This is a genomic window from Mucilaginibacter sp. GW821-FHT07G05 (assembly GCF_059418565.1).
This window is the reverse complement of record NZ_JBWKQC010000001.1, coordinates 576,740-600,372: the sequence shown is the minus strand read 5'-3', so window position 1 is coordinate 600,372 and position 23,633 is coordinate 576,740. Positions and strand designations below refer to the sequence as shown.

Below are 23,633 nucleotides of genomic sequence, written 5' to 3'. Positions count from 1 at the left end.
AATATTAACGCAGCATTCTATTTTGAAAATTTACTTAATGCTTCAGCAACCGAAGGCACAAAGTTGATATGGGTGCCTTTGTTGCTCTCAAAAATAAAGTCCCTTATGCTTTTGCCCGGGTATTTGGCAAAATCGCCTACTATGGATAAACGAACGCGGTAGTTCGAAAACTTTTGTAGTATCTCGCCTGCAATGCCTGTTTTCAGGTCGAAAAAATCGGGAGTGATATTTCTTTCATGAACAATGATCTTATCGAAGCCCTGGTAGTATAAGTTGCCGAGTAAGTCTAAACCATCGTCGGTTGTTTTAATGAGCATATCGACTGAGGTTACTTCGGCTATTTTGGTATTGTTTATTTCGTGGGTTATAATTTCCATTTAATATTTGTTTTTAATAGATGCCAGCTAATCATTAACTCTTGAAATCGGTAATTGATTTGTTTATGCCGTAATACAATTGGCTGAATATAGCTTCAAATGTTTAGATAAACCCTCGCATAAATCACATTTTGAGGCTTTTGTTTTCGGCCTGTCATTATCGTATTAAAATAGCATTAGAATTTATTAAAATATATACGGTATATGCTTTCTGTTATTACATTTGTATCAACGCAGGCATCCTGCCTGCTTATGTGATAAGGTTTAGGTTGGAAGGCCCCGGCAGCGAGTGCAAGGGGCTTTCTATTTTTAAATCTTCTGCTAATATTTCTCTCGTCTGCAATAATTTCAAGCACGTAGCGTATAACTCAAAAGGCTAATTCTGTTATCTTTATAACAAACAAAACCACGGCACCTTATTAAATTTATGAAGAAAGATAAATGGCTCATAGCGCTTGCAGCCGGGGCAAGCACCGCAGGACTTATTTATGCACTTTGGCCGAAAAATAAAATCCCCGGTAAAGCCATAGTACAACCCTTTGATAAAAACAAATACCTTGGCTTATGGCACGAAATAGCCCGCCTGCCCAATCGTATTGAAAGAAACTTAAAAGACGTTACCGAAAACTATACATTAAACACCGACGGTACCATAAATGTAGTTACCCGTGCCTACAACTTTGAAAAGAATAAACCTGTTGAAGCCACAGGCAAAATGAAGTTAGCCGGGGCTCACAATAAAGGGCGCCTTAAAGTAGCTTATCATTTACCCATTTATCTCAATTATAACATAATCGATGTAGATGCCGGTTATCAATACGCATTGGTAGCGGGTAACAGTATGGATCATTTGTGGATACTATCCAGGGAAACTACTATTCCTGATGAGATTAAAGAACGTTTTCTGGAAAAAGCTGCCGCTTTAGGATTTAATACAACTTTATTGGAATGGATGTAATGCTGTGATGTTCAAAATTTAACATCATCAATTGTATTATATATCTTTAGCGTATATGATGCAACGGCTGCTTTTTATTGTTTTATTAATCCCGCTTATTGCATCGGGCTGGCAAACGGGCACCCCGGCTAAAAGGACCGGTAATGCGGACAGTATCTTCATTTTAAATGCTTTTAACCGTGCCGATGAATATATGAACACCGATCATTACGATTCGGCACAGCTATGGTTAAATAAAATATATGCCAAGGTAAGCTACCGCAAGCCCTCACTGTTCTCTTATTTTCTCACCTCGCGACAAGCAGAAGTCTATTATTATAACAACCTGCACGAGTTAGGTTTACAGGAAGCATTTAAAGCCGAAAATATAGCCGGTGTATTAAAGGATAGTCTGCTGATATCAGATGCCTGTAATTTCATCGGGTTGTTCTATATGAATAATAATCGTTTGCCCGAAGCGGTTAAATATTACAAAAAGGGATTACGTTATACCAGTCAGCCGCCATACAGTCGGCCTTATATCGAGCTATCCAAACCGCACCATATTTTTGGCAACCTGGCCGAAGCTTATGAAAAGCTAAAAATGCCTGATAGTGCCATTTTCTATGCGCGACTATCCTTAAGAAAAGCTGAAGAAATAAAATCGGAAAGAGGAACTGCTACATCAAACCTTAATTTGGCCAGTGCTTATCTGCTGAAGCAAAAAACCGATAGCGCGCTTAAATATTTTGAGCTTACCCGCCTGTTATCCATTAAAAGCGATGATTTTGATGTAGAACTGAACAGCTACAGTGGTTTAGCCGAATGTGCAGAACGTACAGGAAACAAAGCAGCCGCGTTAAAACATCTTGCCACGGGTTTCGCGCTGATGAAGGAATATCCGCAATTGAATGATTTTTATTCGTCCATGTTTTTGGAGATAGCTATCAAGATATACCGCAGATACAATGAGCAGGCTTTACTATTAAAAACCCTCGAACTTAAAACGGCCATACAAACGGCAGTATACGACCGCAATAACACGCAGATACAAACCATATTGCTCACAAGTTTGCGGAATGAGAAAACCATCTTCAACCTGGAACTTGCCGAAGCTGATAATAAAAAGAACCTTGCCAATACCCGGTTATACATTTTATTGCTGATGTTCCTGCTGCTGGCTATCGCTTTCATAGCGTATCGGTATTATACCAAACAGCGCCTTAAACTGGCCAACATGCGCAGCAAAATAAGCCAGGATCTGCACGATGAAGTGGGCGCTACCCTGAGTGGTATATCCATGTATAGTTATATTACCAAGGAGCAGATCAAAAATCAGGAACATGAATCGGTTAATAACTCGCTGGATATTATTAAAGATAATGCCGGTGAAATGGTGGCCAAACTGAACGATATTGTTTGGGCCGTAAACCCGGTGCAGGATAATGCCTACACCATAGCCGAACGGTTGAGAGAGTTTGCAGCACAGCTTACTTCTGTAAAAGGCATAAAGCTTGACTTTACAGCTAATAACCCCTTAGCTACGCTGAAGTTGCCGATGGAAAAGCGCAAGAACATTTATCTTATTTGCAAAGAAGCCATAAACAACGCTGTTAAATACAGTGAATGTACTTTACTTAGAATTGATATATCAGTTGTAAACAGGAATTTAAGTGTATTTATTGAAGACAATGGTAAAGGCTTTGCACCTGCTTTAGTAAACAAGGGAAATGGCTTAAATAATATGACTGCCAGGGCAAACGAAATAAAGGCGGATCTGAAGATAAACAGTGAAATTGGTAATGGTACCAAGGTAAGGCTGCAATGCAAAATCACCTGATGGGGTATTGTGTTCGGTAGGCAAATAAATAATATTTGGAGGTGTCACATACAATGAAAATAAAGGTTGCCATATTTGAAGACAACAAGCTTATTCGAGAGGCTTTACAAACTATTATAAACGCTACTACCGATTTAATTTGCACCGGCACATTTAGTAACGTGAACCAGGTTGAAGCCGATATTGAGTTTAACCGGCCCGACGTGGTACTGATGGACATTGAAATGCCCGGCCGAACGGGTATCGAAGCTACCAAAATCATCAAAGAACGCTTTCCGCATATTAAGGTACTGATCCAAACAGTTTTTAACGATAACGAGAAGATATTCAACGCGCTATGCGCCGGGGCATCAGGCTATATACTAAAAACCGATTCGCCTGAAAAAATTATACGTTCCTTACAGGAGGTTTACAGTGGCGGCGGCCCTATGTCGGCAGCTATAGCGCAAAAGGTATTTCAGTTTTTTGTAAGGCAAAACGTAATATTGGTAGAACCCACAACCGCCGACTATGACCTGAGCGACCGTGAAAAAGAGATCCTCTCCTTTATGATTGAAGGCTATAACTATCGCGGTATTGCCGATAAGGCCTTTATCAGTTACGAAACCGTGCGCACACATGTTAAGCACATCTACAAAAAACTACACGTAGTATGCCGTTCCGAGGCTATACTGAAAGCCCGCCAGCAGGGATTGATCTAACACAACTACTATCTTATTTACTTGTCACTCAATTTTAGCATTTAATTGTGGAATGCTTTGTTGTAAGGTATTATACAACTGAAAACGCTAAATCACCTAACAATAAGGCAACAAAATCACCCAATGGGTTATTTACCTGCGCTGTTTAAAAGCTCAAATTTGAGCTATAAACAATTACGCTATTAAATAAAACATCATGAGAATTTTAAACTTACTTACTAAAACAGCCATAGCTGTTTGCCTTATCCCGATGCTGTTGGCAGGATGTAAAAAAGACAAAAAAACCGATCCTAAACCCGATGAACCGGCAGAAGAGTTTACAAAAGAAATTCTGAACATTATACCAAAGCATACCATTGATAGTTTGCGCAGCTTTGGTATGGTAATTAACGAAGGTACAACCCCGCCAAATCTTGAAGGTTCATATTATACAAATGATAGTAACTGTTTTTTCGATAACTCAAATTTTGTTAAAATAGGCAAATGGCGTGGTAATTATACTTACAAATTCTATAACCAAAAAAATGAGGATCTTACCATTGATATTGATTATGAGATAGATGGAAGAACAGATGTGGCTAATGGTGTAGGTTCTTTTATATCGGGCAGCGGCAACAAGTTCAGCGCGTTTTTTGTAACCAAAGGTATAGCAAGGGGAATAAACTATAAATCGTTAACTATTATATCGGGTACCAAAACCGCCGATGGCATAACCAATTGGACTGATTGCCTGCGTATTACCGAAAAGGATGCCGACCCTACTAATATACTTATTAACGTGAGCGGCACACGCATATTCAAAGAAGATGATGAGCTGGCTGCATTTGCTTTTGGTAATCAGCAAAAAACACTAAGTATTAAACATTTTAAATCAAGCCTAAGCCGATAAATAACTGGGGTAGTTAATAGAAAAACTCCACTTTGCGAAACCTTAAAAGGGTGTAGCAAAGGGAGTTTTTATATTTTATCCCCGATAGCTTTCCGCGGAATTTTTAAATACACATATTTAAAGTATCACTTTTTGTTGTTCAAAGCAACTATTTTCGTGGTGATATATTTTTACGGCATCACTGTTGCGGTGTAATATATATCAACGTTTTTATTATGCAAAAGATAAAAGAATGACTATGTTGTGGGGGTAAATCCCCTAATAGTTGTCAAACAATAAAAGTGACATGGAAAAAGTGAAAAGTATACTGGCAGTGGCGTTAATGATCTATATTTTTATTGGTATATATATAATTCTGTATAATTTACTCATCTGGCATTTCTTCCCAAAGATATTCTCATATACACTGCTTGCCGCGCTGGTTATGCTCAAAGGCACCATCATCAGCATGCGTTACAATCAACCCGAAGCCGCCCTTAAAAAATGTGAAAAGAATTACTTAGGCTCTATTTTTCAGATCAGCCTGTTATTGTTTTTTGCAGTATTGCTTTTTTCATATCTGTTTGAAAGGCAATATATTTCAGCTTTTATTTCACTATCATTATTGCTACTAACGGCTTATAAAGTAAAGGGTTTAACCCATTCAAGGCTTTAATATCATAATATTAAAATCCAAAAGAGCCGGGCAGTTTGTCCGGCTCTTTTGGGTTTATTCGGTTTAATTAGCCGTGGTCGGTACCGCTTTGGGCCGGAATGCTACTCGGTACATTTGCAATATCACCGAAATTACGATCAGCATTAGCCCTGCATAAAAACCTATTGATAAAACTTTGTTCTCTTTATAGATCAGTATGGCCAGCAATATGGTATACAAGGGTTCGAGATTAAAAGTTAAACTCACCGTAAAGGATGATATATGCCTTAAAGCTCCTGTAATTAGAAAATACAATAACAGTGTGCATAGCAGGGAGAGCACCAGCAACCAGCCAAAATCGGTAATTGAGGGTAACAACGATTTTGCAGGTGAGATCGTTAAAAACAAGGGCATTACCAGTGTAAGTGCCGCCAGTCCGCCAAACATTTGGTACAGAATGATCATTTCACTGGTGAACTTTTGTACAAGCCGCTCATTATATATGGTATATAAGGCGCCAAATGTTGAAGATATGATTCCGAGAATAATACCGGTGCGATAACCTGCATCTAACCCAAAAATGAGGCTGATACCTAAAAGAGTGAGGCTGCTTAATAAAAGTTCGGCCACCGAAAACTTCTTTTTATTAATGAGCGGCGCCATTACCGCGTTAAAGAAGCTGGTAAGCGCAAAACACACTACCCCAACTGATATATTGGCATATTTAATACTGCCATAAAAGAATAACCAATGGAAGCCCAGCAGTGCCCCGGCTACGGCAATATGCAGTTTACCTTTATTGTTGACTGCAGACATTCGCCCTGTAACAATTAGAAACAAAAACATGCCGATGGCCGAAATAAGCAGGCGGTACCAGCTTAATAGTCCTTCGTTTAAAGTGATCAATCTTCCGAATATACCGGTAAACCCGGCGAGCAATAACGCGATATGAAGTTTAATATATGCCTTTTTCATTTTATAGCAATTAGAAATTGCACAACATGCTTATGCAGGTGCACAAATGGATGTAAATAAATAATTGTTGAATGGAGAGGGATATAAATAAACAATCACCACACTGGTTTGGAGCCAATGCAGCCGTATATGCCAGTTTATTTATAACCCTAAATTGAGCTATAAACTACTACTGGCGGAGGTAGCGCGGTGGTATTAACGATGTTTTTGTTTGGGTACAGCTTCATGTAAATATGCTATGGTTCAAATATAGCAGATATAGAGCAATAAACAATTAATCTTCAAAATGACTGAAATGCTGGCGAAGTTTCTCCTCTTCCAAATCGAGCAGATCGAGCTGCTGATGGATTATTTCGTCGTTAATGTTTTCTTTTTTGTTGAGGGTGAGTAAAAGCTTGCGTTGTTCGCTCATTACCCTTGCCATTACTAAACGATAATCTTTATAAAAGCTGTCAACCCGTTCCTGGTTGCTGTCGTTTTCCCAGTCTTTGAGTATCTCGCGGTCGGCCTCCAGTCTTATCTTCAGGGAGACTAACAAGTCGTTATGTTCCAATTGATCGGCATATTCATTTTGTAATAATTGCAGTGCCACATGCGATAACTTTTTGCGTACCATTTGTTGCTGCTGCCCAAAGGAAACGGTATAATCAGGATCGGGCATGTTTACCCATTTCACCAAAGCCGGCAGTGTTAAGCCCTGTAAAACCAGTGTAATGAGTATCACGGCAAAGGTGATAAACAATATCATATCCCGGTTAGGGAAGGCTTCGCCGGTTTTAATAACCACCGGGATACTCAACGCGGCAGCTAACGAAACCACGCCACGCATACCTGTCCACCCCAATAAAATAGGCGCGCGCCAGCCCGGATTGCGATCGGCAACGGTAATAAAATTCGCCATAATTATGGTAACCACAATAGCGCCATAGGTACTGGCAAAGCGTGTAAAGATGAGTACACCGGTAATAATTAAACTGTATTTTATGGCGATAGGCAAACCATCGGGACCAAGGTTTTTAATCAGCACCGGAAACTCCAACCCTATCAGTATAAACACAAATCCATTGAGTACAAAAGCCACAGCTTCCCACACGTTAATACCCTGCAATCGGCTTCGGTGACTTAAATACGTTTGCCGCCTTGCAGATAGGAATAATCCACCCGAAACTACCGCTAATACGCCCGAAAAATGAAATTCTTCTGCCACCATGTACATGGCATAAGGTGTAATTAAACCCAATATTACATCCATATTTGCCGACGTTGGCAGCCAGCGTTGTATGGCATAAAATATCAAGGCCACTGCCAGTCCGCAGGCAATGCCCATCACTATCACCAATACAAAACTCAAGGCAGCCTCGCCAAAAACAAAATGACCGGTTAAAATAGCCGCCAAGGCAAAGCGAAATACTACCAAGCTCGAAGCATCATTTAACAGGCTCTCCCCTTCTACTATAGCTACAAAGCGTTTAGGCACTTTCACATTTTTGAGTATAGCACTGGCCGATACCGCATCCGGCGGAGACACGATGCCACCTAGAAGAAAACCTGTAGCCAAAGTAAAGCCCGGTATAACCGCCCAGGATACAAAAGCTACCACGCATGAGGTAATAATAACCACCGGGAATGCGAAGCTGGATATTACCCGCCGCCATTTCCAAAACTCTTTCCACGAGGTATTCCATGCCGATTCGTACAGCAGCGGCGGCAGAAATATTACAAAGATGAGTTCCGGTTTAATATCAATTCCTTTTAAAAAAGGTACAAAACCTAAAGGCAAGCCCGCGAGCACCAGTACAATAGGATAAGCGATCTTCATTTTTTGCGCCAGCATTACCAAAAACAGGATAATTATAAGCAGGCAGGTGTATTGGATGAGGATGTGGTGCATGCCCTAAAATACAATATTTTGCAATACATCAAACCATAACAAATAACGATTATAGTTCATCAAAACTCATGTCAGCAAGAGCAACACGTATAGTTCAAAAACATTTCAGAGCTTTTGAAGTTTAAACACTTGTAGCTAAGGTTGCTACTTTACACATTAAATATTTCAGGTTTGAGCCATTATCGTTTACATACCGGTTATTTTAAAGGCGGCAAAAGTTTTGCCTTGCTGCTAAAGATCACAATCATCACTGTTTTTACGGTGATATACAGCAGCGCTTACGCGCAGATATCACCCGTTGATTCAGTAAAGGCCGACTCGCTGGATGCCAATGCTAAAAAAATAGCAAAACCGGCAGACAACATCAATAAGCAATATGATATTGCCGATGCTATCCGTGATATTTTTCATCCGGGTAAAGAGGCGGATACGCTCAAAAAGAAATCAGGTATTACGGTGATGCCAAATGTGGCATCCAATCCAAGTATCGGTTTTCAGATAGGTATTAAAGCAGTAGCGGGTCGCGTACTGGGTAATGAGCCTAATACGCTGATGTCGGTAGCGGCAACCTCGGCTTCTATTACCACTAAAGGTATTATCTATTTTTACCTGAGCCATAACGTATATACGCCGGGTAACCGCTGGAACTTTCAGGGAAGTTTGGTAGCCGCTAAAACGCTTACACCCGATTTTGGTATCGGTATTGGCCGTGGCTCTACCGGAAGCGAGGAAGACCAGGTGTTAAGTAATCCATCGAGAAAGCCCTATGTATTACACTCCATGTATTATAACCTGCGCGAAAAGGTTTATAAGCAGGTGCATAAAAGTGTGTTCCTGGGAGCCGGTGTATCATTTGATATAAGGCAGAAAATTGAAGATCGTAAAACACCCGCGGGGCAATTAACGCCATACAATATTTACAGCGACCGTAACGGATTCGATAGGGATAATTATATGTCGAACGGTTTCTTGTTTAACGCACAATACACTACACGCGATAACCAAAACCGTGCTTACAAGGGTATTTATGCCGATGCCGGTATCCGCGTTAACCAAACGTGGATAGGTAGCTCAAAGAACGCGGTACAACTAACTACCGACTTTAGAAAATACTGGAGTTTATCGGAACGTAACCCCGAACACGTTATCGCCTTTTGGAACTGGGGATCGTACTTGTTAAGCGGCGCACTACCCTATCTGGAATTACCGGGAACCGGTCGCGATCCGGCTTTCAGGAGCGGTCGCGGTTATACGGTAACTTATTTTAAGGGCACCCAATATTTTTATTCGGAGATGGAATACCGTTTCCCGATCATGAAAAATAAGTTTATTAGCGGGGTTACTTTCTTTAACATCCAAACTGCTAACGATGATTTGGGCACAAAGATATTTAACCAATGGCAGCCGGGCGGCGGCGCGGGTTTGCGTGTATTGTTTAACAAAGCCACACGTACCAACCTTTGTATCGATTACGCCTTTGGTAAGTATGGCTCAAAAGGGTTATTCCTTGGGTTGAACGAGGCGTTTTAAGATTTTCCAAAATGAAAACCGGATCAGCTACCGATACATGGTCGGCCACGCAATACACCAAATTCGAGGCCGAACGCAATCGCCCCATTTACGACCTGCTTAATCGTATCCCAAATACAACAGTTAAAACAGCAGCGGATATTGGTTGCGGCCCCGGAAATTCTACTGCACTCTTAAAATCGAAATACCCGGATGCCAATGTTATCGGTATGGATAGTTCGGCGGATATGATAGCCGCTGCCCGTAAACGTTTGCCTGACGTAAATTTCGAAATAGCAGATATAAACCATTGGGAAACAAACGAGCATTTTGATGTTATTTTAGCGAACGCTTCTTTGCAATGGGTACCCGATCATGATTTGCTTTTCCCATCCTTGTTAAATAAACTTGCACCCAGCGGTAGCCTGGCGGTGCAAATGCCCGATAATTTTGATGAACCCGCACATCGCCTGATGCGCGAAGTTGCTGCAGCTGGTCCGTGGGTTGAGAAGTTGACTGACGCCACTAACCGTATAGCAAGGCAATCGCCCCAATGGTATTATGAACTATTACATAACCAGGTATCAAATATTGATATATGGCGAACCACCTACTTTCATTTGCTTGAAGGCGGAGCGCACTCCATAGTTGAGTGGTTTAAAGGGACAGGCTTAAGGCCTTATCTTGATGCTTTCGATAAAGCAGAGCAAGAGGTATTTTTAGCAGATTACGAAACCGCTATCGCCAAAGCCTATCCGCAGTTAAAAAGCGGAGCCGTATTATTGCCATTTCCACGCTTATTCATTGTTGCAACCAAATAAATATAAGTCAAGTTTTCAAATTCTTTGTATTGTTGTGATTAACCATTAGTTATACATACATAGCTTGATTTGTAAATGATTTTAGTGACAAGATAATCTTAAACAGAAAGGTTGTAATAAGTCAAAATAATACTTTGTTTGTAAACTTATATATATGATTGTACGTAATACACCCATATTACCCCCTATTCATAATTTAAGTGTTGACAATTAGTACCCGTGTAAGGAAAATATTAGCCGTTTCATTACTTTTAGTAATATCGGGGGCCATAGCGGGTATATTTTGGTATAACGATTATGTGTATAATTTGCCCACTCCTATCCCTGCAAATTATCTTCACGTAAATACTGGTAAGCATATCAATGTAAATAACGCGCTTAGCTTTGATAATAATAAGCCGCTATTCCTGCACTTTTTCAATCCCGACTGCCCCTGCTCAAAATTCAATATCAAACATTTTAAAACACTGGTAAAGCAATATGGTAACCAAACCAACTTTGCCGTGATTTTAATGACTGATAAATACTACACCCCTGCCGAAGTAAAAAAGAAGTTCGATCTGGATGTTCCCGTTTTTGTAGATCCCGCATTAGCCGTAGCTTGCGGTGTATACTCAACCCCCCAGGCAGCAATATTAGATAATAAGCATAACCTTTATTACCGGGGAAATTACAACAGCAGCCGTTATTGTAGTGATACCAAAACAGAATACGCGCGTATGGCATTAAGCGCTTTATTAAATAATGCCCAACCTGTAAAATTCAACCCTTTGGCGGTTACGGCTTACGGCTGTAGTTTGCCAAATTGTCGTCAATAAAAAAATATGTTAGAGCATACCCCTACTGCCGAGCATAGTGTGTACGGTAATTTATTAAAAGCCGAAGTAAAAAAACGATCAGACACACTGATGGATTACTTTTTGGCGGGCTATTTTATATTAGGCCTTGTAATTGCCGGCTTTTACGATACCTGGACAATTGCCATCAGCATAAGTACATTGTGTTTAATAGCTTATTATGGCGTAAAGTTTTTGCTGCCGAAATCAACTCTGTATCAGTATGTATTGAGTGCTGTTATGGGTGTTTTTATGGCCCAATTTATTTACCAGATGCATGGCATGTTTGAAATGCACTTTTTTGCATTTATAGGTAGCGCCATCCTTATTACTTATCAAAACTGGAAACTTCAATTGCCTATACTTTTGGTGGTAGGCCTGCATCATGCTTTATTCAGCTACCTGCAAAATTCAGGTGTTAAGGATATCTACTTTACCCAGCTCAATTATTTCGATTTTCAAACCTTTATAATACACATATTATTAACTACGGTTATATTTTTTGTTTGCGGCTTATGGGCTTACCAGTTTAATCGTGCAAGCGAACGGCAGATAATACAAACTATCCAAATGACGGAGCTGCAACAAGAAGTAGCTCTTGCCGAAGAAAGAAAAGAAAACCAGGAGAAACTGGAAAAACTCAATCGCGAGTTAATGCTATCTAACCAGCAGCTCGATCATTCGCGCAGGGAAGCTGAAGAGGCCAATCAAGCCAAAAGCGTGTTTTTAGCTACTATGAGCCATGAGATCCGTACGCCGATGAACGGGGTTATCGGCATGTCTACCCTTCTGGCCGAAACAGCGCTTACTGATCAGCAGCGTATGTATACCGAAACCATTACCAATTGTGGTGAAAGCCTGCTTACCGTGATCAATAACATCCTTGATTTTTCGAAGATTGAAGCCGGTAGTATGGAGTTGGAGCAGGAAGATTTGCACCTGCGCAGTTGCATTGAAGAGGTATTGGATATATTCAGCACTAAGGTGGCAAACAGCGGCATTGAGATAGCCTATGTTATTGACGAGGATGTGCCACAGCAGATCATCGGTGATAAAGTACGCCTGCAACAGGTGCTTACCAACCTGGTGGGCAATGCGATAAAATTCACTTTTCAGGGTGAAGTTATTGTGCAGGTAAAAACGTTGGATGCCACTGATAACGATGCACTCAAGATTCAGTTTGAAGTACGTGATACAGGTATTGGTATTCCTGAAGAGAAGCGTGAACGCTTATTTAAGGCATTCAGCCAGGTTGACTCATCAACCACCCGTAAATACGGCGGTACGGGTTTAGGATTGGTTATATCAGAAAAACTGGTTAACCTAATGGATGGGCAGATAAGTGTGAGCAGTACGGCAGGCGCAGGTTCGGTATTTTCTTTCACCATTATTACAAGTGCAGGCACAAAAGAATTGCAGCCCTACGTGCAGTATGATATGAGCGAGCACGAAGGTAAGCGGGTATTAGTAGTGGATGATAATCTTACCAACCGTAATATACTAAACATTCAGTTACGCAACTGGAAACTGGAGCCGATAACCGTATCATCGGGCCAGGAAGCTTTATATTTACTGGATGCGGATGCGCGGTTCGACCTTATTATTACCGATGCGCAAATGCCTAATATGGATGGTATGGAACTTGCACGCCTCATCAAAAATAAGTTGCCGCATATTCCTATCATTTTGCTCAGTTCAATTGGCGACGAACGCCGGGGCGAAAACTCTAAATTATTCAGCCATATACTCACCAAGCCTATCAAGCAGCACGCTTTAAGCAAGTATATATTAAGCAGCTTACAAGTTGAGCCACAGACGTCTAATACTACACGTACCACCCAGCCTAAAATACCTGCCGATTTGGGTATTAAATGCCCGATGAAGATTTTGATTGCTGAAGATAACAAGATCAATCAAAAGGTGATTATGCACATGCTGATGAAGATGGGATATGAAGCAGCTGTGGTAGAAGACGGTGCACAGGCCATAAAAGAAGTAATTGAAAACGATTACGACCTCGTGTTGATGGATATGCAAATGCCGGTAATGGATGGTTTAGAAGCCACACAGCATATCAGGTTGTATGATCATATTAAACAACCTATAATTATCGCTTTAACGGCAAACACATTAACCGGCCATCGCGAAGAGTGTATTGAAGCCGGGATGAACGATTATATAAGTAAACCGGTACGAATAGATGAATTGATAAACAAGCTGGAAAACTGGTATGCTTTAAAACCGCCGGTTAATATTTAAGGGTATAACAAACTGATATTAATAGTATAAAAAATAATACTTATTTACGCGGGCGCCTCGGACGGTCACCACTTGAAGAACTATTACCGTACGGAGTAGCAGATTTATTAAAGGGCTTCCGGAATGAGCCGTTATTTGACGGGCGTGAAGGTTTTGCAGGGGGAACATCAGGTGCAATAGCTACGCTTAATACCCTGTCTCCCATCATGGTACCATCAAGCGCGTCAATAACCGCGTCGGCGGCAGCCTTATCCTTCATTTCAAGGAAAGCATAGCCTTTGCAGATACGCGTCTTTTTATCGCGTACTATTTTAATGGTATCAACCTGTCCATGTAAGCTAACCAGTTGAACAATTTGGAGTTCGTTAGCATCAAGCGGAAAGCCGCCTATAAAAACCTTGGCCATTTTTTTAATTATATACTTGCTAATTTACATTAAATATGATGAAAATCATAGTCGGTATCTTAAAGCTATCGCTTTACCAATCGCCTTTACCAACCCCGAATCTAATAGCGTAGTCTCCCCCGCCTCAGCCCAATCATTACCAAGCCTGCGCAATCTGTGCGTATTGCCATCGATCAGTATTTCGAGATCGCCTACGCCTGTAGATGGTTTTTCGGTTAACAAGGTAAATTTAATATCGTTATTATTATAAGTGATCCTAAGCGGCAGTCCCATATCGGCGGTAAAGATAGTGTTCTCTCTAACGTTTATGGTATGCAATAATTACATATTTTTAAATAACTTTTGTAGATAATCGCTTATACATTGACTATCACAGGCATATTTTTTCAATAATTACCCCTTCAAGATCTAATTATACAGTACTGAAAATGCCTATTTAAACGGCTTTTTGCAGGTTTTTATATTATTTTTCAATATTAATATATTTTATAACACATTAATATTGTTGTAATTAAATGCCGAAGTGATTGTAAAAAGCCGTTTCCTGAGCAAAGAAGTAAAAATCAAATTTGCCAATTCCGCCCGGATTTGTACTTTTGTCCCCGGAGAGTTGGCAGAGTGGTCGATTGCGGCAGTCTTGAAAACTGTTGACTGTAACAGGTCCTGGGGTTCGAATCCCTAACTCTCCGCTTTGAGTGGATGATTGAAAAATCATCCACTCTTTTCATATATAGCAACCATTTTTCTTTCATTTTAAGTGAGTTATGTACGAACAATTCCATCATGGAAGGGGTTCGATAGATACCATTTTCATAGTAAAGGTTCGAGTCGAACCCCAAAGCAATAAATTGTCGTTTCTGTAACTTATTTGCCTGATTATAAACATATTTCATACCTGTAAGCAACTCGATATGTCTTTTCAGGATAGTAAAAGTCTTGCCACAATTTCTGCTTAACCGTTCTATAGCACTACGTAAAGCCAGTATATTAGCGCTGTAGACCGTATGCCACCGATCGTAGGTTGCACGGGTAATCTGATCACTCATAAATTTTTCTTCTGCGGAAGTAAGTTTTTCTTGTTCTTTTCAAGTTCTCTCTTTTTGTCCATAACCATCTTTCGACTTAGGGCCATTTCTGTTTCAATGTTTTCTTCTGATCTGGTTTTTAAAAACTCCACATGTTATATTTGGTATAATTTTACCAGTATAACAGAGTACACCCGCATGGATGAGCAGCTGTTAAAAGAGGTACTATCAGAACCCCGTAACGAGAAGGAAGAAATACAGGCCCTGCAAGACACTATATACGTGATAGGCGGCAAATGAAAACTGCCCATTATTAATTCGATATGTGATGTGATGGTAACAGGCGTTTCCGCGAGATAGAACGGAGCATACCGGGCATAACAACACGGATGCTCTTGCGCGAGCTAAAGAAAATGGAAGCTAATAAATTGTTAAAGCGAACCGTAACCCCAACCAGCCCGGTGGGTGTTGAGTATTCGCCAACCGACTACTGCCGCTTATTTGGCGATATCATATTACAGATGATCAAATGGGATAAAGACGATCGGCAAAAGCTGAAAGAAAAATAGCCAACTGATGAAATAGCATGGCCGAAGCCTTCCGGAAACGGGGGGCTTTTTTTGTGAATTTTAATTCGGGGCAGGCAGATGTCCGACTGAAGGTGTTATGTGTCCACTTCGGCTAAGATGTACTCAAGGCGGGGCTTGTTTTGGCGCAAATTTGTGTCAACAATCAAAACAAACAACGTCATGAATTTAAAAACATCAAAAACAATTTACTGGGCCGGAGCCGTATTTATTTCTTTATGGTTTGGCGCAAGCGGCTTTTTCGAACTTACCAAAAAACCGATAGTTTGGGATATTACCGTAAAACTGGGTTACCCTGCACACTTTATTTATATACTGGGCGTGGCCAAACTTTTGGGTGTGGCAGTGTTACTAACACCTAACCGTTTGCTCAGGTTAAAAGAATGGGTATTTGCAGGTATCTTTTTCGATATCATATTCGCTTTCTTCTCAAAACTGGTGGTATTAGGTTTCGCCCCAACTATCGATGCCATCATCGCTTTCACGGCAATTTCTATTACATACACCATGTTCAGAAAGCTGTATCAGGCTACCTATACTCAAGCATAATACCAATCATCATCACTAAAAACACTGCATCATGAAACAGATCACATACCATGGCCGTCGTCGCTTTTTATTAACAGTGGCCGCCTTAATTATAGCCATTATAATGCTGGTCAGTAGTTTAAACCTGCTCGAAGCACAACCTGCTGCAAACCTGCAAAATAATAAAGGAATAACTGCACCTGCTGCCGCATTAGGGCAAATTAAACAGATAAAGGCCGGTGTGCTTGATATTGGCTATGCCGATGTTGGCCCCGCGAACGGCAAACCAGTAATACTGCTGCATGGCTGGCCATATGATATTTACAGCTACGCGGAGGTTGCACCGCTACTTGCCGCTAAGGGTTACCGGGTTATTGTACCTTACCTGCGGGGATATGGCAGTACCCGTTTCCTATCGGCACAAACCGTGCGCAACGGCGAGCAAGCGGCGCTGGCGGTAGATGTGATAGCCCTGATGGACGCGCTTAAAATTGATAAAGCCGTTATTGGTGGCTTTGATTGGGGAGCGCGTACGGCTGATATTGTTGCCGCGTTATGGCCCGAACGAGTTAAGGCATTGGTGTCGGTAAGCGGTTATCTCATCGGCAGCCAGCAAGGCAATATAGCGCCGCTTGCACCTAAAGCCGAGCAGGCATGGTGGTACCAGTTTTATTTCGCAACAGATCGTGGTCAGGCAGGCTATGAGGCCAACCGTACCGATTTTGCCAAACTGATATGGCAAACCGCATCGCCCGAATGGAAATTTAGTGATGAAACATTTAACCAATCGGCAGTGGCCTTTAACAACCCCGACCATGTGGCCATAGTGATACACAATTACCGCTGGCGCCTTGGTATTGCCAAAGGGGAACCGCAGTATGATGAACTGGAACAGAGACTGGCCGCGTCACCGGCTATAACCGTACCCGCGGTAACGCTTGAGGGCGATGCCAACGGCGCACCCCACTCTGATGCCGCAATGTATGCCGCCAGGTTTAAGGGTAAATATGCACACCATACGCTTACCGGCGGTATTGGGCATAATTTACCGCAGGAAGCGCCGCAGGCCTTTGCAGATGCCATTTTGGAGGCAGCGGGTTTTGCTAAATGATCAACAAACAAAAATCAATAACAATAAATATTTAAGGCAATGGAAAGTCAAAATGTAATTAACAGCGTAAACGCTGCAAAAGTAGAGATCAGTAAAATATTATATACCGGAAGTGTACACGTTACCGGCGGCCGCGAGGGCAATGCCAGCAGCAGCGATGGCTGCTTAAATATCAGCCTTTCAACACCCGGCGGACCTGGCGCGGGTACTAACCCCGAGCAATTGTTCGCTGCCGGATGGTCGGCTTGTTTTATTGGTGCCATGAAGCACAACGCGACAAGCTTGCAAATACCATTACCTGCCGGTTTGGCTGTTGATACCGAAGTTGATTTAGGTACTGGCGAAGGAGGCTTTTATTTACAAGCCCGCCTTAATGTTAGCTTGCCCGGCTTAACGCCTCAACAGGCTAAAACCGTGGTAGAGGCAGCTCATCAAACCTGCCCTTACTCAAAAGCTACAAGCGGCAATATTAATGTTACCATCAATGTTGCTGTTTAATTGCAGTTGTGTTTGATGTGGGCGGAAGTACGGATAATGCCGGCTTCCGCTTTATTATTTAAATAGCATACGGTAAATCAATTGCTTTCGTTCTGCAATCAGCTTATCAAAATCGTGTTTATCCATCCTGAAGAACTGCCGGTATAATGGTGCCATAATAAGCGGATATGATAGTAAGGAAAAGAGGTTCATTAAAAAATGTTTAGGGTTCATCTCTTCAATGGTTCCTGCTTGCATCTCTGCCCCAATTTCCTTTAAAAACTCAGTCACCGGCCCATCCTCAATACCCTTAACCAACTCTTGTCCGGCTGTATTGATCTCGGTAACCAAAAAAGTTTCCTGGTAAGGGTATGCCGCCATTTCGCTCATAAAAACTTCTATCAACTCCTGTACCTTTTCTTTAAGCGGCTTTTTTGAACCCATCACCGCGCCTAAACGCACGCTCAAGTCCTGCATCGATTCATTAAATACCACTGCAATAAGCTGGTCCCTTGTGCGGAAATAGTAATGCAGCGCTGCTCGGTTAACACCTGCGGCATTGGCAATGTCCTGTGTGGTGGCATGCAGTTTTCCTTCGGTGAAGAAAATTCGTTTGGCGGTTGATTTGATCAACTGTTCGGTACCGGTATCTTTAGCTGGCATATATTATCGTTTTCTTTTTACTTCTATAGTTTGATCAATTCCTACGCTGCCGGTAAAATATTCGTCGTGCGATATTACCAGCAGGGTTCCGTTAAAATCCTTAACAGCGGCAGTAAGTACGTCTAAACTTTTCACATCGAGGTTGTTGGTGGGCTCATCAAGTATCAGCATATCGGGTGTATGGTTGCTTATTGCCAGGCAACATAACGAAAGCTTCATTTTTTCGCCTCCGCTTAATACCCCGCATTTTTTGTTCCATAGGTGGCGCTCAAATTGCGAGTATATGAGCAATGATTTAAGTTCATGCTCCTGCAAGTTACGGCTATTGTAATGCTGTACCTGCTCAAAAATGCTCCGATTTGGGTTGATGATCGTATAATCCTGATCGAGATACAAGTAAGTAAAATCGGCGCGGTTAATATAACCGCTGCCCGGAGGTAAAACGCCGGTTATTAATTTCAGCAGTGTGGATTTACCGGCTCCGTTGTCACCTTTAATGTGTAGCCTTTCGCCCGATCGTATTTGAAAGCTAAGGGGTTCCCAAAGTAGCTGATCTGTAAAAGCGTAGGTAATACCGGCAGCATCAACCAAAACCTTACCCTGGTGCAAAGCCGATGAACCAATATCGATCTTTAATACCTGGTATTGTTGTATCTGCCCGCGTATATTTTTAATATTATCGCTTATCCCGCTCAGTTTTTCATCCTGGGCATCCAGCACTTTGGCGGTGCTGCCTTCGGCCTTGCTTTTTAGTCCGCCGGCAATAATGCGTGGTAAAGAGCCCGATTGCCCCCGGGTTTTTCCACGGGCTTCTATCCTTTGTCGTTTTTCGGTGATATCGCGGGCTTTTTGCTGCGTTTGTTTCAGCGTTTTAGAATGCTCGTGGAGCTGGTTTTGCAGGGCGTTTACCTTGCCCTCCTTTTGTTGCAGATAAAAATCAAAATTGCCACCGTAAACTTCAATACCCGCCGGGCTTAACTCGTAAGTTTGGGGAAGCAGGTTGAGCAGGGCACGGTCATGGCTTACAATAAGCATGGTTGCCCTGCTATTAACAATCAGGTTGTATAGCTGATGGCGGCCCGTGGTGTCAAGATGGTTGGATGGCTCGTCTAACAGAATTATTTCGGGAGAATAGATATCTATGCCCGCCAAAAATACTTTTGTTTTTTCGCCGCCGCTGAGGCCTGCCAATTGTTGCGTTGGTAAAAGGTGCCTCAAATGCCATTTACTTAGGGCTGCATAAACTTTGCCTTCAATTTCCCAATCATCTTCAAGGTCGGTAAAGTATTGCACATCGGTATGGCCATTGGTTATAGCCTGTATGGCTTTTAACTTTTTATCAACACCTAATGCTTCGGCAATGGTAAGATGATTGTAATTGCCCAAATGTTGCGGCACATACCACGGCTTCGACGAAGTGGCAATCTCACCCGCCGAAGGCTGCAATACTCCGGCAACAAGTTGTAGCAAGGTAGACTTTCCTGCGCCATTATTTCCAACCAGCGCTGCTTTGTCGCCCTTATTTACGGTGAAATTAAGCTGGTCAAACAGCTGTTCTTTATCGGGATGATGATAGGATAATGCAGTAATGGTAACGCTCATTTCGATACAAAGATAAATATTCATCTTTTTTGTTCAACAAAATTGTTTAAATAAAATAATTTGAATTGGCGTTTTTCGCAATGTTTATTGTCTAACTCAGGAAACGATATGTCCGGTTCACGGTAATACAGCTGTTCGGAAGGCATCCGGAAGGCTACTTTGGCTTAAAAAAACCACGATGATCACTAACCAAAGAATAAAAAGAGCATGGCCAATAGCAGCAACTTTAATAGTTGTTGCCATATCCATCCAGTTTGTACAGCAGCCGGTGCAAAATGCAGCTGTCACCCACCCCATCAAAGCACCTGAAGAAGTAACAAGAATATTCAGAAAAGCGTGTTACGATTGCCACTCGAACGAAACCCGGCTCAAATGGTACGATAAAGTAGCGCCGGTATCATGGCTGGTAAACAAGGATGTGCAGGTAGCCCGGTCGCGATTTAATTTTTCTACCTGGGATACGCTGAGTGTTGCCGACCAGCAGGTGCGCCTTTGGGAAATAGTGAACATGGTACTCACAAACAAAATGCCGCTGAGCAGTTATGCTACCCTGCACCCCGAAGCGCAACTTTCGGCACATGATGTTGATGTACTTAAAAAGTATGTGGTAAGTGTAAGCCCGGCAAAGTATCATGATACTGCTCAAATTAATAAAGCCCGGCAGGAGTACGATGCATTTAAAGCTAAAACTAAATTTGCCGCAAACGTACCCGTTGCGCCCAACGGTGTAAAATTTATACCCGAATATAAAAACTGGCAGGTTATAAGCACCACCAACCGGTTTGATAACCATACCATGAGGGTAATTTATGGGAATGATATTGTTGTAAAGGCCATTAAAAGCGGACAGATCAAACCATTCCCTAACGGCAGCGCAATTGTTAAGGTAGTTTGGAACATTATTGAGGAAAATAACGGCGATGTTAATCCCAGTTCGTTCAATAATATACAGATCATGACCAAGGACGATAAACGTTTTCCGGATACCAAAGGCTGGGGCTTTGCCAAGTTTAACGGTACCGAACTAAAACCGTACGGCGACAGCCCGTTATTTAATACTACCTGTTTCAACTGCCATAAAATTGCCGACGCAACAGGCTATGTATTCAGTATTCCGCTCGAAAATAAAGATTTAAAATAATCAGTACCTCAAAATTTATAACATGAAGATTTTAGCATTTACCCTACTCATAAGCACTGTTATCAGCAGTTGTACCCATACAATGCCCGATAAGGCGCACTCCCGCGAAGTGTTTGATGCCCGGGGCCTTAAAGTGATCACCTCGTTTGCCAACCGTAAGCAACAAACCATATCTGTACTGTATGGTAACGCGCCGGCTTTTAAAAGCGCGGCTACCGGTTCAGATAAGCATGTTGCAGGAGAAATATTCAAGCTGGTTACCTTTAAGCAGGCCAACAATACTTATTGGTATGGCAGTTATATCAACGGGGCTGTTAAATGTGTAGAAACTATCAGCATCAGTACGGCATCCAAAGGCGGCAATGCGGCTATTGATTATACTTTAGAACGTGGTAATGCCCCGGTTGATAGTGCCGGGAAAGCTTTTGATACGAATGAACGTATCGGCAGTATATTATCGCGCCGGGCCCTGGTATTTCCATAACACTTTACGTTTAGTAGCGCTAATTAAATAAATTTGTACACTAACCTATAGCCGCTAAGGCATGGTTCCCTTACATAAAATGAAAAACTCCCAGTTCAAAATATCACATACCACTATATGGATCAGCTCCGGTATACTGGGTTTAATATCGTCGGTACCGCAGTTGGCTTCACACCAGTTTAACCCTGCCGAAGCCGCGGTTAACGCGGGGCTTACCGCCTCTTTTGCCGTACTCATGTGGTATTTCAACATCTACATGCTAAAGCGTAATCCCGAAAAAAAACGCAAACAAAGTATCTCCTACTCCAAACTGTTCAGTTCGTTACTGTTTGGCCTCGTGGTAATGTTTGGTTTGGCCTGGATACAGCAGTTGATTCTTTCGCACATTAATTTTGGACCCACCATGCTGATGGTAGAGGTACGGGGTATACTCATTAACCTGGTGTTTTACATGTTTTTAAACCTGCTGCAGCAAAATTACGAGAACCAGCATGTAAGTATGGAGCTGGAACGCATCAAGAGCGATAACCTGGCCGCGCAGTTTGAATTGCTGAAACAACAGGTGAACCCGCATTTTTTATTCAATAGCCTTAACACATTAAAGGCCATGGTTGAAACCGAGGATAATGAAGCGGTAGATTTCATCCTCAAACTCTCAAACTTTTACCGCTTTACACTTGAAAGCCGCAAACTCGACCTGATACATGTACACGAAGAGATGGAAATTGTAAACGCTTACCTATTTTTGCAAAAGGCACGTTTTGACGGCGGTTTTACGTTTACAAGTAAGCTTAGCGATGCTTCGCTAAAAACGTTGGTGCCGCCGTTTACATTACAGTTGCTTATTGAAAATTGTATTAAACACAACGTGGTTTCGCTGCAACGCCCGCTACACATCAGTGTTTATGAAGAAGATGAACATATTGTTGTTGAGAATATACTGCAAATAAAAAAAGGCGAAGTTAGTTCAACAGGGGTTGGTCTCAAAAATATTGGCTTACGCTACGGGCATCTACTAGAAAAAGACATCACGATCATTAGCAACGAAAAAACCTTTACAGTAAAACTTCCGCTTATTTATGAACATAATCATCATTGAAGACGAACTAAGAACAGCCAAATCTCTCGAAAATATAATAAAAGAGCTTAAACCCGGGGCGATAATCATCGGGCAGTATCAGAGTGTGGAAGATTCGGTTGAAGCGCTTTCGGGAGGTGTACAGGCCGACCTCATCTTTATGGATATTCAGCTGGCAGATGGTTTATCTTTCGAGATCTTCAAATCGGTAAAGATTACTTGCCCGGTGGTTTTTTGTACCGCTTTTGACGAATATTCGCTGGAGGCATTCAAGAGCAATGGGGTTGATTATGTGCTGAAACCCTTCTCGAAAGAGGATATTAAAGAAGCCCTGCGAAAGGTGGACGAGCTAAAGAACTTTTTTCAGCAGAAAACCTCGCCCGACCTGGAAAGTTTGCTATCGCGGCTTAACCCGCCCAGTGGCAAAACAAGTTTTCTGGTATTTAAGAATCAGAAATATACTACCGTACAAACCGACAATATCGCGTTCTTCTACATCCGTAATGATGCTACCTCACTCATGTGTTTCGATAGGCAGGAGTACGCGCTTAGCCAATCGCTCGATAATGTCGCAGCATCCGTGTCCGCTAAGCAGTTCTTCAGGGTTAACAGGCAGTATCTGGTAAATTTTAAGGCCATTAAAGAAGTAGAGCATTACTTTTTGCGCAAACTATATGTAAAGCTGGTGATAGAAAGCCCCGAAAAGCTGCTCATCAACAAAGAAAAATCGCATAGCTTTCTGAATTGGATGGAAGAGCGTTGATGACTTTAAAAGTGCAAATTTGATGATACAATACTTAATGTAGCTTTTTTTAATTACGGGTGTTACACTTTATTATCGCCTATCATTTTATCAAAATGA

Annotated in this window: 24 protein-coding genes and 1 tRNA gene; 18 read left to right on the top strand and 7 right to left on the bottom strand. The window is 41.8% G+C overall.

What is annotated here, in order from left to right; all coding sequences use genetic code 11:
- Positions 1-17: 17 nt before the first annotated feature.
- Positions 18-377 carry a DUF4180 domain-containing protein gene (locus AC07NA_RS02370; protein WP_494895357.1) on the bottom strand — a complete coding sequence of 120 codons (360 nt, stop codon included), beginning with the start codon at positions 375-377 and terminating at the stop codon, positions 18-20.
- Between the two features lie 427 nt (positions 378-804).
- On the opposite strand from AC07NA_RS02370, the gene AC07NA_RS02365 reads away from it, so the two are divergent.
- The 5 genes from AC07NA_RS02365 to AC07NA_RS02345 all read left to right on the top strand — a co-directional run bounded on the left by AC07NA_RS02365 (position 805) and on the right by AC07NA_RS02345 (position 5,399).
- Positions 805-1,335: a lipocalin family protein gene (locus AC07NA_RS02365; protein WP_494895355.1), complete on the top strand. Its 531-nt coding sequence runs from the start codon at positions 805-807 to the stop codon at positions 1,333-1,335.
- Between the two features lie 55 nt (positions 1,336-1,390).
- Positions 1,391-3,154, top strand: a complete 1,764-nt coding sequence (locus AC07NA_RS02360) for a tetratricopeptide repeat-containing sensor histidine kinase (protein ID WP_494895353.1) — start codon at positions 1,391-1,393, stop codon at positions 3,152-3,154.
- Between the two features lie 53 nt (positions 3,155-3,207).
- Positions 3,208-3,855 (top strand): response regulator, encoded by a 648-nt coding sequence (locus AC07NA_RS02355; RefSeq protein ID WP_494895351.1) that lies wholly within the window; start codon positions 3,208-3,210, stop codon positions 3,853-3,855.
- Between the two features lie 196 nt (positions 3,856-4,051).
- The gene (locus tag AC07NA_RS02350; RefSeq protein ID WP_494895349.1) at positions 4,052-4,744 is read left to right on the top strand and encodes a hypothetical protein; all 693 of its coding nucleotides are present in this window, start codon (positions 4,052-4,054) and stop codon (positions 4,742-4,744) included.
- A gap of 286 nt (positions 4,745-5,030) precedes the next feature.
- The gene (locus AC07NA_RS02345) at positions 5,031-5,399 is read left to right on the top strand and encodes a hypothetical protein (protein ID WP_494895347.1); all 369 of its coding nucleotides are present in this window, start codon (positions 5,031-5,033) and stop codon (positions 5,397-5,399) included.
- Positions 5,400-5,462: 63 nt separating this feature from the next.
- Here the strand turns inward: AC07NA_RS02345 and AC07NA_RS02340 are convergent, their stop codons facing one another.
- Both AC07NA_RS02340 and AC07NA_RS02335 read right to left on the bottom strand, forming a co-directional pair.
- On the bottom strand, positions 5,463-6,353 hold the full coding sequence (locus AC07NA_RS02340; RefSeq protein ID WP_494895345.1) for a DMT family transporter: 891 nt from the start codon (positions 6,351-6,353) through the stop codon (positions 5,463-5,465).
- Between the two features lie 274 nt (positions 6,354-6,627).
- A complete protein-coding gene (locus tag AC07NA_RS02335) occupies positions 6,628-8,244 on the bottom strand; it encodes a Na+/H+ antiporter (protein WP_494895343.1) in 1,617 nt (538 codons plus the stop codon).
- Between the two features lie 171 nt (positions 8,245-8,415).
- Here AC07NA_RS02335 and AC07NA_RS02330 point away from each other — a divergent pair, with 171 nt between their 5' ends.
- The 4 genes from AC07NA_RS02330 to AC07NA_RS02315 all read left to right on the top strand — a co-directional run bounded on the left by AC07NA_RS02330 (position 8,416) and on the right by AC07NA_RS02315 (position 13,669).
- Positions 8,416-9,774 carry a BamA/TamA family outer membrane protein gene (locus AC07NA_RS02330; RefSeq protein ID WP_494895341.1) on the top strand — a complete coding sequence of 453 codons (1,359 nt, stop codon included), beginning with the start codon at positions 8,416-8,418 and terminating at the stop codon, positions 9,772-9,774.
- A gap of 11 nt (positions 9,775-9,785) precedes the next feature.
- On the top strand, positions 9,786-10,574 hold the full coding sequence (gene tam, locus AC07NA_RS02325; RefSeq protein ID WP_494895339.1) for a trans-aconitate 2-methyltransferase: 789 nt from the start codon (positions 9,786-9,788) through the stop codon (positions 10,572-10,574).
- Between the two features lie 203 nt (positions 10,575-10,777).
- The gene (locus AC07NA_RS02320) at positions 10,778-11,392 is read left to right on the top strand and encodes a DUF6436 domain-containing protein (protein ID WP_494895337.1); all 615 of its coding nucleotides are present in this window, start codon (positions 10,778-10,780) and stop codon (positions 11,390-11,392) included.
- Between the two features lie 6 nt (positions 11,393-11,398).
- On the top strand, positions 11,399-13,669 hold the full coding sequence (locus AC07NA_RS02315; protein WP_494895335.1) for a response regulator: 2,271 nt from the start codon (positions 11,399-11,401) through the stop codon (positions 13,667-13,669).
- Positions 13,670-13,709: 40 nt separating this feature from the next.
- Here AC07NA_RS02315 and AC07NA_RS02310 read toward each other — a convergent pair whose 3' ends face one another.
- Together AC07NA_RS02310 and AC07NA_RS02305 are read right to left on the bottom strand one after the other, a co-directional pair.
- Positions 13,710-14,075 (bottom strand): RNA recognition motif domain-containing protein, encoded by a 366-nt coding sequence (locus tag AC07NA_RS02310; protein ID WP_494895333.1) that lies wholly within the window; start codon positions 14,073-14,075, stop codon positions 13,710-13,712.
- Between the two features lie 45 nt (positions 14,076-14,120).
- Positions 14,121-14,348, bottom strand: coding sequence for a hypothetical protein (locus tag AC07NA_RS02305; protein ID WP_494895331.1), 228 nt, complete (start codon positions 14,346-14,348; stop codon positions 14,121-14,123).
- A gap of 331 nt (positions 14,349-14,679) precedes the next feature.
- Here AC07NA_RS02305 and AC07NA_RS02300 point away from each other — a divergent pair.
- From AC07NA_RS02300 to AC07NA_RS02280, 5 genes are all read left to right on the top strand, one after another.
- Positions 14,680-14,764 (top strand) — tRNA-Ser (locus AC07NA_RS02300).
- 725 nt (positions 14,765-15,489) lie between these two features.
- The gene (locus tag AC07NA_RS02295) at positions 15,490-15,669 is read left to right on the top strand and encodes a winged helix-turn-helix transcriptional regulator (protein WP_494895329.1); all 180 of its coding nucleotides are present in this window, start codon (positions 15,490-15,492) and stop codon (positions 15,667-15,669) included.
- 180 nt (positions 15,670-15,849) lie between these two features.
- The gene (locus AC07NA_RS02290; RefSeq protein WP_494895327.1) at positions 15,850-16,236 is read left to right on the top strand and encodes a DoxX family protein; all 387 of its coding nucleotides are present in this window, start codon (positions 15,850-15,852) and stop codon (positions 16,234-16,236) included.
- 31 nt (positions 16,237-16,267) lie between these two features.
- On the top strand, positions 16,268-17,326 hold the full coding sequence (locus AC07NA_RS02285) for an alpha/beta fold hydrolase (RefSeq protein ID WP_494895325.1): 1,059 nt from the start codon (positions 16,268-16,270) through the stop codon (positions 17,324-17,326).
- A 39-nt stretch (positions 17,327-17,365) separates the two neighbouring features.
- Complete coding sequence (locus AC07NA_RS02280; RefSeq protein WP_494895323.1) at positions 17,366-17,824, top strand: organic hydroperoxide resistance protein; 459 nt, start codon at positions 17,366-17,368, stop codon at positions 17,822-17,824.
- A gap of 54 nt (positions 17,825-17,878) precedes the next feature.
- On the opposite strand, the gene AC07NA_RS02275 is transcribed toward AC07NA_RS02280, so the two are convergent.
- Both AC07NA_RS02275 and AC07NA_RS02270 read right to left on the bottom strand, forming a co-directional pair.
- A complete protein-coding gene (locus tag AC07NA_RS02275) occupies positions 17,879-18,466 on the bottom strand; it encodes a TetR/AcrR family transcriptional regulator (protein WP_494895321.1) in 588 nt (195 codons plus the stop codon).
- A 3-nt stretch (positions 18,467-18,469) separates the two neighbouring features.
- Positions 18,470-20,092 carry an ABC-F family ATP-binding cassette domain-containing protein gene (locus tag AC07NA_RS02270; protein WP_494895320.1) on the bottom strand — a complete coding sequence of 541 codons (1,623 nt, stop codon included), beginning with the start codon at positions 20,090-20,092 and terminating at the stop codon, positions 18,470-18,472.
- Positions 20,093-20,246: 154 nt separating this feature from the next.
- Between AC07NA_RS02270 and AC07NA_RS02265 the strand changes: the two genes are divergently transcribed.
- The 4 genes from AC07NA_RS02265 to AC07NA_RS02250 all read left to right on the top strand — a co-directional run bounded on the left by AC07NA_RS02265 (position 20,247) and on the right by AC07NA_RS02250 (position 23,534).
- Entirely contained in the window at positions 20,247-21,209 is a 963-nt protein-coding gene (locus tag AC07NA_RS02265) for a heme-binding domain-containing protein (protein WP_494895319.1), read from the top strand.
- A 22-nt stretch (positions 21,210-21,231) separates the two neighbouring features.
- Positions 21,232-21,693, top strand: coding sequence for a hypothetical protein (locus AC07NA_RS02260; protein WP_494895317.1), 462 nt, complete (start codon positions 21,232-21,234; stop codon positions 21,691-21,693).
- 79 nt (positions 21,694-21,772) lie between these two features.
- Complete coding sequence (locus AC07NA_RS02255; RefSeq protein ID WP_494895316.1) at positions 21,773-22,792, top strand: sensor histidine kinase; 1,020 nt, start codon at positions 21,773-21,775, stop codon at positions 22,790-22,792.
- A complete protein-coding gene (locus AC07NA_RS02250; RefSeq protein WP_494895314.1) occupies positions 22,773-23,534 on the top strand; it encodes a LytR/AlgR family response regulator transcription factor in 762 nt (253 codons plus the stop codon). Before AC07NA_RS02255 ends, AC07NA_RS02250 begins: the two co-directional genes overlap by 20 nt.
- The last annotated feature ends 99 nt before the right edge of the window (positions 23,535-23,633 follow it).

Coding starts and splice junctions, on each gene's coding strand:
- AC07NA_RS02370 (WP_494895357.1), bottom strand. CDS start 377: ATGGAAATTATAACCCACGAAATAAACAATACCAAAATAGCCGAAGTA.
- AC07NA_RS02365 (WP_494895355.1), top strand. CDS start 805: ATGAAGAAAGATAAATGGCTCATAGCGCTTGCAGCCGGGGCAAGCACC.
- AC07NA_RS02360 (WP_494895353.1), top strand. CDS start 1,391: ATGATGCAACGGCTGCTTTTTATTGTTTTATTAATCCCGCTTATTGCA.
- AC07NA_RS02355 (WP_494895351.1), top strand. CDS start 3,208: ATGAAAATAAAGGTTGCCATATTTGAAGACAACAAGCTTATTCGAGAG.
- AC07NA_RS02350 (WP_494895349.1), top strand. CDS start 4,052: ATGAGAATTTTAAACTTACTTACTAAAACAGCCATAGCTGTTTGCCTT.
- AC07NA_RS02345 (WP_494895347.1), top strand. CDS start 5,031: ATGGAAAAAGTGAAAAGTATACTGGCAGTGGCGTTAATGATCTATATT.
- AC07NA_RS02340 (WP_494895345.1), bottom strand. CDS start 6,353: ATGAAAAAGGCATATATTAAACTTCATATCGCGTTATTGCTCGCCGGG.
- AC07NA_RS02335 (WP_494895343.1), bottom strand. CDS start 8,244: ATGCACCACATCCTCATCCAATACACCTGCCTGCTTATAATTATCCTG.
- tam (WP_494895339.1), top strand. CDS start 9,786: ATGAAAACCGGATCAGCTACCGATACATGGTCGGCCACGCAATACACC.
- AC07NA_RS02315 (WP_494895335.1), top strand. CDS start 11,399: ATGTTAGAGCATACCCCTACTGCCGAGCATAGTGTGTACGGTAATTTA.
- AC07NA_RS02310 (WP_494895333.1), bottom strand. CDS start 14,075: ATGGCCAAGGTTTTTATAGGCGGCTTTCCGCTTGATGCTAACGAACTC.
- AC07NA_RS02305 (WP_494895331.1), bottom strand. CDS start 14,348: ATGGGACTGCCGCTTAGGATCACTTATAATAATAACGATATTAAATTT.
- AC07NA_RS02295 (WP_494895329.1), top strand. CDS start 15,490: ATGCTCTTGCGCGAGCTAAAGAAAATGGAAGCTAATAAATTGTTAAAG.
- AC07NA_RS02290 (WP_494895327.1), top strand. CDS start 15,850: ATGAATTTAAAAACATCAAAAACAATTTACTGGGCCGGAGCCGTATTT.
- AC07NA_RS02285 (WP_494895325.1), top strand. CDS start 16,268: ATGAAACAGATCACATACCATGGCCGTCGTCGCTTTTTATTAACAGTG.
- AC07NA_RS02280 (WP_494895323.1), top strand. CDS start 17,366: ATGGAAAGTCAAAATGTAATTAACAGCGTAAACGCTGCAAAAGTAGAG.
- AC07NA_RS02275 (WP_494895321.1), bottom strand. CDS start 18,466: ATGCCAGCTAAAGATACCGGTACCGAACAGTTGATCAAATCAACCGCC.
- AC07NA_RS02270 (WP_494895320.1), bottom strand. CDS start 20,092: ATGAATATTTATCTTTGTATCGAAATGAGCGTTACCATTACTGCATTA.
- AC07NA_RS02265 (WP_494895319.1), top strand. CDS start 20,247: ATGATCACTAACCAAAGAATAAAAAGAGCATGGCCAATAGCAGCAACT.
- AC07NA_RS02260 (WP_494895317.1), top strand. CDS start 21,232: ATGAAGATTTTAGCATTTACCCTACTCATAAGCACTGTTATCAGCAGT.
- AC07NA_RS02255 (WP_494895316.1), top strand. CDS start 21,773: ATGAAAAACTCCCAGTTCAAAATATCACATACCACTATATGGATCAGC.
- AC07NA_RS02250 (WP_494895314.1), top strand. CDS start 22,773: ATGAACATAATCATCATTGAAGACGAACTAAGAACAGCCAAATCTCTC.